At 30.5% G+C, this 15,572-nt stretch carries 9 protein-coding genes and 2 pseudogenes; 2 read left to right on the top strand and 9 right to left on the bottom strand.

The window, feature by feature from the left end; translation table 11 throughout:
- On the top strand, nucleotides 1-4,221 hold the full coding sequence (locus tag CLPUN_RS08820; RefSeq protein ID WP_077846931.1) for a 2-hydroxyacyl-CoA dehydratase: 4,221 nt from the start codon (nucleotides 1-3) through the stop codon (nucleotides 4,219-4,221).
- A 491-nt stretch (nucleotides 4,222-4,712) separates the two neighbouring features.
- Here the strand turns inward: CLPUN_RS08820 and CLPUN_RS08815 are convergent, their stop codons facing one another.
- Both CLPUN_RS08815 and CLPUN_RS08810 read right to left on the bottom strand, forming a co-directional pair.
- A complete protein-coding gene (locus CLPUN_RS08815; protein WP_077846930.1) occupies nucleotides 4,713-6,308 on the bottom strand; it encodes a peptide chain release factor 3 in 1,596 nt (531 codons plus the stop codon).
- Nucleotides 6,309-6,974: 666 nt separating this feature from the next.
- Nucleotides 6,975-7,937, bottom strand: coding sequence for a glycerophosphodiester phosphodiesterase family protein (locus CLPUN_RS08810; protein WP_077846929.1), 963 nt, complete (start codon nucleotides 7,935-7,937; stop codon nucleotides 6,975-6,977).
- Nucleotides 7,938-8,079: 142 nt separating this feature from the next.
- On the opposite strand from CLPUN_RS08810, the pseudogene CLPUN_RS29575 reads away from it, so the two are divergent.
- Nucleotides 8,080-8,295, top strand: a pseudogene (locus CLPUN_RS29575) (transposase); the annotation flags it as partial.
- A 208-nt stretch (nucleotides 8,296-8,503) separates the two neighbouring features.
- Here CLPUN_RS29575 and CLPUN_RS28610 read toward each other — a convergent pair.
- The 7 genes and pseudogenes from CLPUN_RS28610 to CLPUN_RS08775 all read right to left on the bottom strand — a co-directional run.
- Nucleotides 8,504-8,612: pseudogene (locus tag CLPUN_RS28610) on the bottom strand (acetyl-CoA carboxylase carboxyltransferase subunit alpha); the annotation flags it as partial.
- A 119-nt stretch (nucleotides 8,613-8,731) separates the two neighbouring features.
- Nucleotides 8,732-10,084: an acetyl-CoA carboxylase biotin carboxylase subunit gene (locus CLPUN_RS08800; protein ID WP_077846928.1), complete on the bottom strand. Its 1,353-nt coding sequence runs from the start codon at nucleotides 10,082-10,084 to the stop codon at nucleotides 8,732-8,734.
- 76 nt (nucleotides 10,085-10,160) lie between these two features.
- A complete protein-coding gene (accB, locus tag CLPUN_RS08795) occupies nucleotides 10,161-10,634 on the bottom strand; it encodes an acetyl-CoA carboxylase biotin carboxyl carrier protein (protein ID WP_077846927.1) in 474 nt (157 codons plus the stop codon).
- 745 nt (nucleotides 10,635-11,379) lie between these two features.
- Complete coding sequence (locus CLPUN_RS08790) at nucleotides 11,380-12,465, bottom strand: ABC transporter permease (RefSeq protein WP_077846926.1); 1,086 nt, start codon at nucleotides 12,463-12,465, stop codon at nucleotides 11,380-11,382.
- Between the two features lie 30 nt (nucleotides 12,466-12,495).
- Nucleotides 12,496-13,587, bottom strand: a complete 1,092-nt coding sequence (locus tag CLPUN_RS08785; protein WP_077846925.1) for an ABC transporter permease — start codon at nucleotides 13,585-13,587, stop codon at nucleotides 12,496-12,498.
- A gap of 21 nt (nucleotides 13,588-13,608) precedes the next feature.
- A complete protein-coding gene (locus CLPUN_RS08780; protein ID WP_077846924.1) occupies nucleotides 13,609-14,541 on the bottom strand; it encodes an ABC transporter ATP-binding protein in 933 nt (310 codons plus the stop codon).
- A gap of 28 nt (nucleotides 14,542-14,569) precedes the next feature.
- Nucleotides 14,570-15,559 (bottom strand): beta-ketoacyl-ACP synthase III, encoded by a 990-nt coding sequence (locus tag CLPUN_RS08775; RefSeq protein WP_077846923.1) that lies wholly within the window; start codon nucleotides 15,557-15,559, stop codon nucleotides 14,570-14,572.
- Between the last annotated feature and the right edge of the window lie 13 nt (nucleotides 15,560-15,572).

The raw sequence follows: 15,572 nt of genomic DNA, 5'->3' as shown, positions 1-15,572 counted from the left end.
ATGAATAATATATTACATATAGGCCTTGATGTTGGGTCAACAACCATAAAAATTGTAGTGCTAGATAAAAATGAAAATATACTTTACAGCAAATATAAGAGGCATTTCTCTGATATTAAAAATAGTGTAAAAGAACTTATTAAGGAAGTTTATTATAAATTTAACGGAAGATATATAACGTTTAAGGTAACTGGATCTAGCGGTTTAGCAGTTTCAGAATGGTTAGAGATGCCCTTTATCCAGGAGGTAATTGCTTGCAGTTTAGCCGTTGAAAAATTTATTAATAGTACAGATGTGGCCATAGAACTAGGTGGAGAAGATGCTAAAATTACATACTTTAAAAACGGAGTAGAACAAAGAATGAATGGCACTTGTGCAGGAGGTACTGGAGCATTTATAGATCAGATGGCTTCATTACTTAAAACTGATGCAATCGGATTGAATGAATTAGCAAAAAATCATAAAAATATATACCCTATAGCAGCAAGATGTGGAGTTTTTGCAAAAAGCGATATCCAGCCCCTTTTAAATGAGGGCGCTGCTAAAGAAGATATTGCAGCATCAGTATTTCAAAGTATAGTGACTCAAACAATCAGTGGTCTTGCATGTGGTCGGCCAATTAAAGGTAAAGTTGCATTTCTTGGTGGCCCACTTTACTTTCTCTCAGAATTAAGAAAGAGATTTATTGAAACTTTGAATTTAACAAAGGAAAATGTTCTATTTCCTTCAAATTCACATTATTTTGTTGCATTAGGCACAGCTATTTCATCAGAAAAAAGCAATCCTTTAATCTTTAAAGAACTTTATGATAGATTAGATAGTCTAGGTAAGAGTGATAAAACTGAAGTTAAAAGATTAAGAGCATTGTTTATAGACGAAGAAGAATTAAACCAATTCAACAAGAGACATTCAGAAGAAAAAGCGAGAAAAGTTGAACTATCAGGATATAAGGGCAAGTGTTTTTTAGGCATCGACGCAGGTTCAACCACCACAAAGGTTGTTCTAATAGGAGAAAATCATGAAATATTGTATACATATTATGGGAATAACGAAGGAGATCCTCTTAAAAGAGTTATAAACGTAATTAGTGATTTGTATAATAATATACCAAAAGAAGTAGAGATAGTTAAATCTGCAGTAACAGGTTATGGAGAAGAATTAATTAAAGCTGCTTTAAAAATTGATATTGGAGAGATTGAGACTATTGCCCATTATAAGGCTGCTGAAAGATTTTTACCTAATGTGGAATTTATATTAGATATAGGTGGTCAAGATATGAAATGCCTAAAGGTTAGAAATGGAGTAATAGAAAATATAATGCTCAATGAAGCTTGTTCTTCTGGCTGTGGATCATTTATTGAGACATTTGCAAAATCATTAAATTTAACAGTTGAAGAGTTTTGTAGAAAGGCTCTCTTTGCAAAGGAACCTGTTGATCTTGGTTCTAGATGCACTGTTTTTATGAATTCAAGAGTTAAGCAGGCACAGAAAGAAGGCGCCACCGTTGGGGACATATCGGCTGGACTCTCATATTCTCTGATAAATAACGCACTGCGAAAAGTTATAAAAATTAAAAATCCAGAAGAAATGGGTACGAAAATTATTGTTCAAGGAGGTACTTTTCTTAATGATGCAGTACTAAGGAGTTTTGAACTCATATCTGGAAGAGAGGTAGTAAGACCCGACATTGCTGGTTTGATGGGAGCTTATGGGTGCGCTCTAATTGCAAAAGAGAGATATATGGAGAATCAAAAAAGTGGTCTTTTAAATAGAGAAAAGTTAGATAACTTTCGAAGCGAAGTTCATTATAATAGATGCAATGGATGTGTAAATAACTGCTTACTTACTATCAATAAGTTTGATGATGGAAGTAACTTTGTAAGTGGCAATAGATGTGAAAGAGGACGTGGAAATTTAAAGGCAGTAAATGATATTCCTAATTTGTATGCATATAAGTACGAAAGGTTATTCAAATATCAACCATTGCCAAAAGAGAAATCTAAGGCAGTTATTGGTATTCCAAGAGTAATGAATATATATGAAAATTATCCACTATGGTTCACTTTCCTTACAGCCCTTGGTTATAGGGTTGAAATATCTCCAAGAAGTAACAAGAATATTTATGAAAAAGGTATAGATACTATCCCCTCTGAATCAGCCTGCTATCCAGTAAAACTAGCTCATGGACATATAGTGAGTCTTATAGAGAGTGAAGTAGATATGATTTTTTATCCTTGTGTTTTTTATGAAAAAAAAGAATTTGCTTCAAGTGATAATAATTTGAATTGTGCACTAGTAATATCATATCCAGAAGTTATAAGAAGTAACATGGAAGTTTTAAAAGAGAAAAAAATAAAATTTATAAATCCATTTGTTACTTTAAATAATAAAAATGCACTGTCAAAAGTCCTTTACGATACTTTTAAGGAATATGGTTTTAGAAAAAGCGAGATAGATAAAGCTCTTTCCTTGGCATGGATAGAAAGTGAGAAGTTTAAAGAAGATATAAGAAAAAAAGGAGAAGAAACCCTTCAATATTTAAGAACAAATAACAAAAAAGGTATTGTTCTCTGTGGAAGACCATATCATATTGATCCTGAAATAAATCATGGCATTCCTGAACTTATTAATAATTTAGGAATGGCTGTTCTCACAGAAGATTCAGTTGCTCACTTAGGAAACATTCAAAGCCCATTAAGAGTAGTTGATCAGTGGACTTATCATTCAAGAACATATGCCGCAGCATCCTTTGTAAGTAAGCTGGATTTTCTTGAGATAGTACAACTGAATTCATTTGGTTGTGGTTTAGATTCAATTGCAACAGATATGGTATCTGAAATATTAAAAAATAATAATAAATTATATACCCTAATAAAAATTGACGAAGTGAATAATTTGGGCGCTGTTAGAATAAGGCTTCGATCACTAAAAGCAGCTATTGACGAGCGAGAAAAAAATCACATTAAACCTAAACTTATGAAGGAATCTTCGAAAAGAGTTTTGTTTACGAATGAGATGAAGAAAACGCATACTATTCTCTCTCCTCAGTTATCCCCTATCCATTTTGAATTACTTCAAGAAGCTATTAAAAGTTGTGGATATAATTTCAAAGTACTTCCTAAAATAGATGATAGAGTCATAGAAGAAGGTTTGAAATATGTTAATAACGATACCTGTTATCCATCAATAATAATAGCAGGACAAATTATTACTGCTTTTAAATATGGAGACTACGATCCTAATAATACTTCTGTAATTATTTCTCAAACTGGTGGTGTATGTAGAGCTACAAACTATATATCAATTATTAGGAAAGCGTTGCAGGATGCTGGTATGGAACATATTCCCGTAATATCAGTAAATGCTGGAGGATTAGAAAAAAATCCTGGATTTAAAATCACCCTTCCTATGCTAAACAAAATGATTATGTCTATATTATATGGTGATCTTTTTATGAGGTTAATTTATAGAACCAGACCTTATGAGATTGTGAAAGGTTCTGCTGAGGAATTACATGTTAAATGGAAAAAGGTTTGCATTGAAAATATTACTAATGGAAAGTTATTTATATCTAAAGAAATCATAAGTAATATTGTTAAAGATTTTGATAATTTACCTTTAAAACATAGCAAAAAGGTTAAAATAGGATTAACAGGTGAAATATTTCTTAAATTCAATCCTTATTCAAATAATCAAATTGTAAAAATTATTGAAAAAGAGGGTGGAGAAGCTGTAATGCCTGATTTTATTGACTTCTTCTTATATAGTCTGTTTAATTCAAACTTTAAGAGTAAATATCTAGGTAAGAGTAAATTTAAAGCATTAGCTAGTAATTTAACAATTAAATATATAGAATTATTTAGAAAATACGTACGAGAAGCACTAGACAAAAGTATAAGATTTGAAAATCCAAGAACTATTCAGCAACTTGCATCTGGTGCGGAAAAAATTCTATCACTAGGAAATCACGCTGGAGAAGGATGGTTTTTAACTGCTGAAATGGTTGAGCTATTAGAGAGTGGAGTTGAGAACATAGTTTGCATGCAGCCATTTGCATGTCTACCTAATCATGTTACTGGTAAGGGAATGCTTAGAGCATTGAAACAAAAATATCCAACTTCAAACATATTAGCCGTAGATTATGACCCAGGTGCTAGCGAGGTAAATCAACTTAATAGAATCAAACTTATGCTAACATTGGCCTCCAAAAACTTTGAGTAAATGAGATATAAATATAAATAAGTGAGCCGATAAATTATTTGGCTCACTTTTACTTTTTACATGTAAATAGAACTTTGGTACTTTCACTGGATTCCTCACATATATATTCAGCAAAACCATACTTAATATTGCTGCATCTCATAGCTTTATTCACAGATTCAACTTTATTATAATTTTCCAAATAATGATAAATACTCATAGTAAACCTAAATTTACTATGAGTATTTTAATGTATATATATAAGTTCTAATTAAGAAAGTTCATAATTTAGTTGGTTGTTTTATCCAATCACTCTAATATAGAAATTAAATCTTAATGAACAAAATTTTTTAGAACATATATATATTGCAAAAGGATTCTTTCATAAAATTTGTATCTGCAAGCTTTATATTATGTAGATTTGTAATTGCAACCTATATATGATATGTTATTAAAAATAATCTATCCCTAATACTATAAATACATAATATCAGTGAATAGCTTACTCCTCCTTAGTCCTCACTCTTTCCAACAGCAGAAAGAACTAATCCCTTATTATGTTCTAAAGCCCAACTAATACCCCAGTCATTTTGGAATATAAGAAGATTTCTATCCTTAAGATCCTTAACCTTTTTAGTATCAGAAGTTAAGTTTAATGAATCCATATCAATACCTTTATTTTCAATCCATCTTACATATCTATAAGCTAATCTATCCATTTTTACATCAACATTATATTCATTATTTAATCTATACTCTAAAACTTCAAATTGAAGCACACCAACAACTCCAACAATGATTTCTTCCATACCAATATGAGTTTCCTTAAATACTTGAATTGCTCCTTCTTGTGCAATTTGAGTAACACCTTTTACAAATTGCTTTCTCTTCATAGTATCTACTGGTCTTACCCTTGCAAAATGTTCTGGTGCAAAGGCTGGTATTCCTTCAAATTTAAATTTATTTGAGGCAGTGCATAAAGTGTCACCAATTGAGAATATACCTGGATCAAATACACCAATTATATCTCCTGCATAAGCTTCATCAACAATTTCTCTATCTTGAGCTAAGAATTGTTGTGGCTGAGCAAGCTTAAGCTTTTTGCCACCTTGCATATGCATAACTTCCATTCCCTTTTTAAATTCTCCAGAACAAATTCTCATAAAGGCAATTCTATCTCTATGTGCCTTATTCATATTTGCTTGAATCTTAAATACAAAAGCAGAAAAATCCTTATTCATAGGATCAATTTCCCCTATGCTTGAATTTCTAGGAAGTGGTGATGAAGTCATTTCTAAGAAGTGAGCTAAGAAAGGCTCAACTCCAAAGTTAGTTAACGCAGATCCAAAAAATACTGGTGTTAATTCACCATCCTTTACCTTTTTAAGGTCAAGCTCATCTCCTGCAATATCTAAAAGCTCAATGTCTTCCATAAGTTTATCATGAAGTGGTACGCCAAGCAGATCCTTAAATATATCGTCATTAACATCCCCTTCAGTTGCTGCAACTTCTGTTTGACCATGGTTTCCACCATTAAAAGCTAAAACTCTCTTGTTTTGTCTTTCATAAACCCCTTTAAATTCTTTACCAGAACCTATTGGCCAGTTTATTGGATAAGTCTTAATTCCAAGTTCATTTTCAATATCATCAAGTAAAGTAAATGGATCTTGAGCTTCTCTATCCATCTTGTTTATAAATGTAAATATAGGAATTCCTCTAAGTGCACAAACGTGGAATAACTTTCTTGTTTGATCTTCTATCCCCTTTGCAGCATCAATAACCATTACGGCACTATCTGCTGCCATAAGAGTTCTATACGTATCTTCTGAGAAGTCTTGGTGACCTGGAGTATCTAAGATATTTATGCAATATCCATCATAATCAAATTGCATAACTGAAGAAGTAACTGAAATACCTCTTTGTTTTTCAATCTCCATCCAGTCAGAAACCGCATGTTTAGAAGCCTTTCTTGCTTTAACAGAACCAGCAAGTCTTATAGCTCCTCCATAAAGTAGTAGCTTTTCTGTAAGTGTAGTTTTACCAGCATCAGGGTGAGAAATAATTGCAAAGGTTCTTCTCTTTTCAATTTCTTTTATATAATCCGCCAAAGCTAAATCCTCCTATTCTAAATATATTTCAAATTTTATCTATTTTTCTATAAATCTATTTTAATCAATTTATTTACATTGGTATAAATCCTCCAAAATATAATTGCAAATCAATTGTTCTTTTTGCTCTAGTTATTTTAGTTATTTATTGTTCATAAAGCTTCCAATATATATTATTAGAATTATTATATTTTCTTCTATTACAATTTTAAATATAATAATTTTTTCTATTATATAATTGATAATATTATATTTTCCTCATTATTAACTAAAGTATTATACCATATTACCAATGTTATGTATACTTAATTAAAATACTATAATACTTGATTCTCAACACTATTCACTCCTAATTATCAATTCCATACATACTTAATTATCAACACTATACATACTTATTATTAATTCCATTCATACTTAATTATCAATACTGTGAACACTTAATTATTAATTTCATTCGTACTTAATTATGAATATTATATATATTTACTATAACCCTTTTCAATGTAAAATAATAAAAACCCCATTATTATAATGGAGTTTACGTTTTAATATACAATGTTATTTATAACTAAAAATAGAAATTAAACTTAAAATAAGATATAAACTAACCTTTATGTGCTTAAACTCTCTTTGTATCGTTCTTATTACAAATATCAAATTACTTTATTCGTATTCTGCTGACTTTGCTTTTAAAATATTTAGCAGTTCAACTTCATTGGTAATTATGCTATCAGCACCAACACTCATTACCTTCTTCATATCTCTAATATTATTAACTGTATAAGTATTTACCTTAATTCCAGCTTTTTTTATGGCGTTCATATATTCTTTATTTAAAATACTAGGAAAATATGGATGATAGCATTCTACAGAAATAGCTTGCAAATACTTAGGTACATTAACAAGTGTTGAATCGGTTAAGGCACCTAATACTGTTTTTCTATAACTATATTCCTTACCTTTTAATTTACTTTTTTGCTTTTCAATTTCCCTTATTTTTGTTAAACTCATATGATTAAAACTTGAAATCACAACCCTATCTCCTAAATTAAATTCATCAATAATATTTAAAACCTTTTCTTCTAAACCATCATATTCAATCACGCTATTTTTAAGTTCTAAATTCAATACCTTTAAGTCAGACTGTGAAAAAATCTCTAATAATTCCCTTAAGGTTGGTATTTCTTCTCCATCCTTCTTTTGAAAATATTCAACTTCTTTCCTCGTATATTCCCCTACTTTACCATTGCTATTATTTATACTTACATTACTAGATTTTTTTGTTAGCTCTGTGTCTGAAACTTGAAATTTATCTATAAATAATTCTTTTTCTTTTAAATGTTCCATTTCTTCTAGGGAATCATCTTTCAAAGCCTGAACTCTTGGTACACTTTTAGTTCTAAATATTTTAAGTTCATCTAGTGTATAATCCTTAACAAAACCATGACCATTAGTAGTTCTATCTAGAGTTTCATCATGAATTAAAATTAATGCACCATCCTTAGAAAGTTGAACATCAGTTTCAATTCCATCTGCCTTATATTCAATTGCTTTTCTAAAAGCAAGCATAGTATTCTCATCAAATTTTCCACTATATCCTCTATGTGCAATATTTAAAATCTCCAAATTAATCCCCCTTATCTCTTTTAAAATATAACTTTTAAGTAAAATTAAGAATATATATTTATTAATTCTTCATTATTATTCATTTATGTACATATTTTACACCTAATTCAATTATATTTCTATAAACAATAAAATCTAATAGGAAACTTTTTATGGATTTAAGCTACACTCATTAATCACATTTGATGTTTATATAACAGACTTCCTATTAACATCTGCAAGTATTGATGATAGAAAAGCACTATAGGAATTAACTGATAATGCAAAATATCTAACTATACTTGGCGATAAAGGATATATTGGTGACAGTATTCATATTGAAATGCATTTAGAACGTAACATAAACCTTGTGCATTTAATCTATTTCATTAAATTTAATTTAATGAAGTTTTTTAAATACTAAAGCAATTTGTGATCAAAGATTATATTATCAGTAATTTAAATAAACTGCCTTGCATTAGAAATCATTATTCTAATGCAAGGCAGCTTTTTAGGAACTCTGGATAGTTTTATGTTATCAGTTTGAAATATTGCTTGATATTTTGATTTTCAGTAATATTTTTTTATATAGCTTTATCATCCCCAAAATTTCTGTCTCCATGAGATTCAATAAAATCTTTAAATATAGTTCCAAATATAATATTTTGCAGTTGATCTATCTTCATGCCTTGAAATTTGGACATTTTACTATGGTGTTACACTAATTTTTATAAATTTTTTCCCCATAATTACCTACTCCATGTAAACAGGAATTATATATACATGACCTAATGTTGTTTCTTTTGAATAAATCCTTAAACATTATTCTTCACCATCTTTTCTGCTAAAAATGAAGTATCGTAATCACCTTCTAGGAATTCTTTTGTTTCAAGTATTGATAACTCAAAATTAACATTTGTCTTTACTCCACCCACTGCAAACTCTCCTAATGCTCTATTCATTTTTTCAATAGCTTCATTTCTATCATTCCCAAAAGCTATTACCTTAGCTATCATAGAATCATAGCAATGAGGTATCTTATATCCACAGAATATAGCTGAATCAATTCTTACCCCCATTCCCCCTGGAATACAAAGTTCCTCTATTGTTCCTGGGCATGGTCTAAAATCATGTTCTGTATCTTCTGCATTAATTCTACATTCTATTGCATGACCTTTAATTTTTATATCCTCCTGAGTAAACTCAAGTTTTTCTCCTGCTGCTATTTTCAGTTGTTGTTTTACTAAATCTATACCTGTAATCATCTCTGTTATCGGATGTTCAACTTGTATTCTTGTATTCATTTCCATAAAGTAAAAATTATTATCTTTGTCAAATAAAAATTCTATAGTACCTGCATTTTTATAATCTACTGCAAGAGCTGCTTTCTTTGCAATTTCACCCATTTTTTCACGTAATTCTGGTGTAAATACATTTGATGGAGCTTCTTCTAAAACTTTTTGATTTTTTCTTTGCATAGAACATTCTCTTTCACCTAAATGTATTACATTCCCATATTCATCTGCTAATATTTGAAATTCAATATGCTTTGGTTTTTGAACAAATTTCTCCATATATAAAGAATCATCTCCAAAACAAGCCTTAGCTTCTGCTTTAGCTGTTTTATACCCAATCAAAAATTCTTCATTGTTTGTAGCAATTCTTATTCCTTTTCCACCGCCACCGGCTGATGCTTTTATCATTATTGGATATCCAATCTCTTTAGCTATTTCTAAAGCATGATTTTCATCCCTTATTTCACCTTCATATCCTGGAACTACAGGAACTCCAGATATTTTCATAATCTTTCTAGCTTCAGCCTTATTTCCCATAAATTTAATTGTTTCATAATCAGGTCCTATAAATTTTATATTACATTGCCTACACATTTTTGCAAATTTTGAGTTTTCTGATAAAAATCCAAAGCCGGGATGTATAGCATCTGCCCCAGTTAAAACACATGCACTTAAAATATTGGTTATATTTAAATAACTATCTTTAGGCATTGCAAGCCCTATACATACAGCTTCATCCGCTAATTGAGTATGAAGTGCTTCTTTATCTATTTCTGAATAAACGGCAACTGTACTTATTCCCATTTCTCTACATGCTCTAATTATTCTAACTGCTATTTCTCCTCTGTTGGCAATTAGTACTTTCTTAAACATCGTTATCACCTACCCTATAACCAAAGTGTTTCTGCTTCATAAACTTTTTTCACATTATATTAAACACTAACTATTTCTACTTTAAGTTAAATAATGGCTGACCGTATTCTACCATATCCCCATCATTAACTAAACGTTCTATAACTATTCCACTATATTCACTTTCTATCTCATTCATAAGTTTCATTGCTTCAATAATACAAATAACCTTTCCCTTAGAAATTGTATCTCCAATCTCTATGAAAGGTGAACTTTCTGGTGAGGCTGAAGAATAGAATGTTCCTACCATAGGTGACCTTATAACACTTATGCTTCTATCTTCTATAATTGTTTCTTTTTCAGCAACAGTACTTTCTACTGTTTCTTTTGAATTAACTGTAGTATTTGCTAGATTACTTATATTACCTACATTACTTGCATTATTATCATTTTCCCCTCTTGTTAGTGATTTATCCATCTTTATATGGTCATTGCCGCTTTGAAGCTCAAAAAATGCTAAGCTTGAAGAGTTCACCAATTTTATAAGCTCTTTAATCTTTTCAAATTCCATTAACATCTCCTCCTAATTAAACTAACTCTACAGAAATTCGTCAAAGCCTGTAATCACTCTCTTTTACTGATTTAAATTTTTACCTATCACAATTTTATGTATAAAATACTTTATACATAAAAAAACAATTAATTTGTATCTCTTAATATTTACGCTAATTCTTTATAAATAAAATATCCTCTTTTCAAGCTTATATATTAATTGTAAGAGATTTAAAAAGGGTTACATTGGTAATGTAAATTTGATAGCTATAAACGTTTTTAACACGACAAATCTTTTTCCACTCAACTACCTTTCTATTTATAAACTCAATCATACTTTGCAACTGTTTGTTTTCTGAGAAACTTAAATATCGATAATACTCTTTTTCATATATTTTCATTACATTTAAACAAACAATAATCAAAAGTAATACTTTTTTAAACGTGGTTATTTTGAGCGTCATGACTAATGTGCATACAGTACTTACAATCTAGCATACTAGCATTTATAGCAATCAACTGAATTTTTCATGATACATTTTTTGTTATCTCTTTTAACAATTTGCCATAAATATTCTTAGCTGCTATTCCTTTAATTCCTCCAATTAGATTATCATCAAAATTAGTACTAATGGATATATGAATCTTATCAAATACTTTTAGTTAAATTTTTATAATGCCTATAGTTAAAATACTCTAAAGAATATGTTAACTATATAATATCTTGATTTATTCACTTCAATTTTTAATTATTTGTATACAATCTAAACGCATTTCAATTCTTTTTTTAGTGAAAAAACAGATGCTAATAATAATACTATTGCACATATTATTAACACAACAAGATCAACAACTAATCCTCTAGTAATATTACTATGAAAAGTTTTTTGAACAGCATCAAATGCATATGTTAGAGGAATATATTTTGCTACTAACCTAGAAATTGCAGGTAGCTGCAAATAATGGCTAAATCCTCCGCACAAGAAAAATCCACCTACTCCCAGAACTCCGGCTGGAGGCACTAGTAATACAAATCGTCTAAGAGATGTTCCTAAAAACACACCAAGTCCAACTTGAGAAATTGTAGTAATCAAAATGAATATGGTGCATAATATAACACTTCCTTGAAACTTGACTTCAAACAACAAACTGCTTACCAACCAAACAAATGCAGCATTAATTAGTGTCATAATACTTGCACTTAACATTTTTCCTACTATTATTATTAGGCTAGAAGATCTACATAATAATATCTCTTTAATGGTTTCTTCTTCCCATTCTCTACTTACTAAAAATCCTCCATTTATTATTCCTCCAAAAATTAAGGCATAGACAATAGCTCCAACAGCTAAATATGACGTACGTGGAATGTCTTCTGGCAACAATCCATAAAATTTAACTTGTGGTACCTCTATTCCAAGAACATTCATGTTAAACTTATTTACTGAGTTATCAATTCTAAGCCTGGCGTTTTTAGTTACATCAGAAAAAGAATTATTTAATTCATAGTCTAAAACAGCTTTTTTATTTATTGTTATCGTATCACTAAAATTTTCTGGTATGGTTACAATTAGAAATATACGTCCACTATCATAAAGATCTCGGCTTTCACTTTCATTTTCAGTGATTACCTTCCAAGAAGGATCTTCACGTATGATATTCGCCATTTCCTTTCCATATTGTCCTTTATCTTTTACTAAAAGTCCAATTGAAAAATAACCATTTAACCCAAACATTACTACAGTTAGTAATAATATAATAATTGGTGATATGAATCCAATGCTAAATGTTCCTTTATTCCTAAACCACAATAACAATTCTTTTTTTACAACATTTAATAATGCCCTCATATTATCAGCTCCTTATTATTAAATTTATATCTACTTTGTAGTAGAACGATTAAGCAAATAAATAGCAAATATTATAGCAATAAAAGAGCTAGCACCAATTACTAACAAATCTGCACTCATTCCTATGGTACTATTTGTCTCCACAATTGTGTGAAGTTGTTCAAATGCATAAGTAAATGGCAAATATTTAGATATAAACCATAGACTATCAGGAAGCTGTCCTCTAGGCCCTAGCCCTCCACATATGAGCCAAAGTACAGTTACTATAATCATTCCTATTGGAGCCATAATATCTAGACGTTTTAATATTAATCCTAATATTATTCCAACAGCGATTGCGAGCACTGATGTAAAAAATAATACTAATATGAGTCCCAGCCAGCTGCCTAAAGGATAAATACCATAAAAAATGTATATAGCCAATAACATGATAACAGCATTAATTCCTCCAGCCATTAGTCCTGCCAGGACTTTTCCTCCAAATATTGAAAATCTATTTGCTGGGCTTAAAATTAGCTCTTTTATAGTTAATTCCTTCCATTCTCTGGCAACCATAACACCAGAATTAACTATCCCGCTAAAGACAATTGCGAATCCAACTAATCCTACAGCAATATATTTCCATATAGCAATATCTTTAGCTAAAAGAGATTTTTCTTCAGTGGATACAATTGCATGTCCAGAAGGAAGATTAGCTTCTGCCAATTCTCTAGAAACTTTAGCAAATCGTAGCAAATAGTTTTTTGTATAATCTCCATTTATATTAAAAAAATATAAATTAAAATATTGAGTTCCTTCATTTACTGGATATTTTACCATTCCAAGTACAGCTCCCTTTTCCCATTCCTCATTAGCATTCTGTGAATTTTGAGTTGTCACTTCAAAAAAAGGAGAAACTGGCGACTTTAGTTCCTTAATAACTTCTGTTGCTTGTTCACTATTTGTCATGTCATTTGAATTAAGTGAAATTGGAATACTGGCACTTGAGAATCCCACTAAGCTAAACACACCTAATAACACCAATGGTACCATAATACTAGCCACAAGAAAGGTAGGATCTCTAAACCATGTCTTAAAGTCTTTTTTTGCTACTGTCCAGACTATATGCATAAATCTTCCCATCGTGCTTCTCTCCCTTCACATTTAATCACGAAGATTTTTGCCAGTTAACTGTAAAAAAGCCTCATTTAAACTAACCTTTTTTAATGCAAACGAATTAATTGATGTGGAATATTGTTTAAATGCATCTATAACGGGAACAATAGTTTTAGCTCCTTCTTTTACAGTCAGATAAATCATATTTCCCTCTTTTTGAAGCTTTTCAACATTTGGCATGTCTATTAATTTACTTTCTAACTCTTTTGAAAAAGTATCTGTTATTATCTCAATAACTTCTTCCCCAACCATAGCTTTGAGCTGACTTGGTGATCCAATTGTGATAAGCTTTCCTTTATCAATGATAGCTATGCTATCCGCAAGATAGTCTGCTTCTTCCATATAATTTGTTGTAATTAAAACACTTATCCCTTTTTTCTTCAGTTCAACTATATGTTCCCATATAGCCATACGTGACTGAACATCAACACCTAAAGAAGGCTCATCAAGAAAAATAACTTGAGGCTCTGATAACAATGCTCTCCCTAATGCAAGACGTCTTTTCATTCCACCGCTAAAAGTACCAACTCTTGATTTATACCGCTCCTTAAGACCTACAAGTTCAAGAATATGATTAACTCTTTTCCTGCTTTCATTAGCTGGTACACCATAAAGAGCAGCATGGAAATCTAAATTTTCCAGTGCAGTCATACTATCATAAAGAGCAGTCTCCTGTGGAACAATACCAAGTACCTTTCGTACTTCTTTCAACTGACTTAAAACATCGAATCCCAGTATCTTTGCATTTCCTTCACTACACTTGGTCAGTCCACATAACATATTAATAGTAGTAGTTTTCCCCGATCCGTTAGGTCCCAAAAGTCCAAATATCTGGCCTTGAGGAACAGAAAATGTTAAATTATCTACTGCAGTGAAGCTTTCATATTTTTTAGTTAGATTTCCAACTTCTATAGCTTGCATTATTTACTCACCTCTTAATATAAATTATTTACACATTCCACTTTATAACAACACTTCCCCATGATAAACCTGCTCCAAAACCTGTTAAAATAATAATATCTCCATTTTTTATTCTTTCATTTTCTAGAGCATCACAAATACTTATCGGAATAGAAGCTGTAGCTATATTCCCGTAATTCTCCAAATTTATAAACATTTTTTCTTTTGGTAATTTAAGTATATTAGCTATTTCTTTTAATATTTTTGCATTTGCTTGATGCGATATAATAAGTTTAACATCATTAATGTTAATATTGGCTTTCTGTATAACTTCTTCTATCACACTTGCACCAGAATTTACTGCTGCTGAAAATAACTCATGTCCTTTCATCTTTAAATATGATGATGTACTTATTTTTGAACCAGGTTTATCTCCATCAACTGGAACTCTAATTCTTGGCAAGTATATTAATTCATTATATCTACCATCACAGCGCAAAACCGAATCAATTAATCCTACTTCTTTAGATTCTTCTATAATCACAGCACCTGCACCATCACCAAAAATAGCACAAGTATTTCTATCTGTCCAATCAACTAAATGTGTAAATAACTCTGTACCAACAATTAATATTTTCTTATACATTCCTGATTTTATGAAAGAATCAGCCGTTGCCAGTGCCGTAACAAATCCAGAACACCCAGAAAACAAATCAAATGCAGCAGCTTTTTCTGCTTCAATAGTTGCCTGTATAACTGATGCTATTGATGGTAGACTGCATTCAGACATACAACTCACGACTATAATCAAATCTAGTTTATTTGCTTCCAAATTCGCTGCTTGTAGAGCTTTCTTAGCTGCTTCTGCTCCCATTGAAACTAATGTATCTTCTTTTCCACCAACATATCGTTGCTTTATACCTGTTCTTTTGAATATCCACTCATCAGATGTATCTAGAAACTTTGAAATATCTTCATTAGTAACGACTCGCTTAGGAGTATATTTTCCCCATCCAGTTATTTTGCTATTTTTATTCATTCTACACTTCCTT

The organism is Clostridium puniceum (assembly GCF_002006345.1).
Classification (GTDB): domain Bacteria; phylum Bacillota; class Clostridia; order Clostridiales; family Clostridiaceae; genus Clostridium; species Clostridium puniceum.
This window is presented reverse-complemented; position numbering and strand designations above follow the sequence as displayed.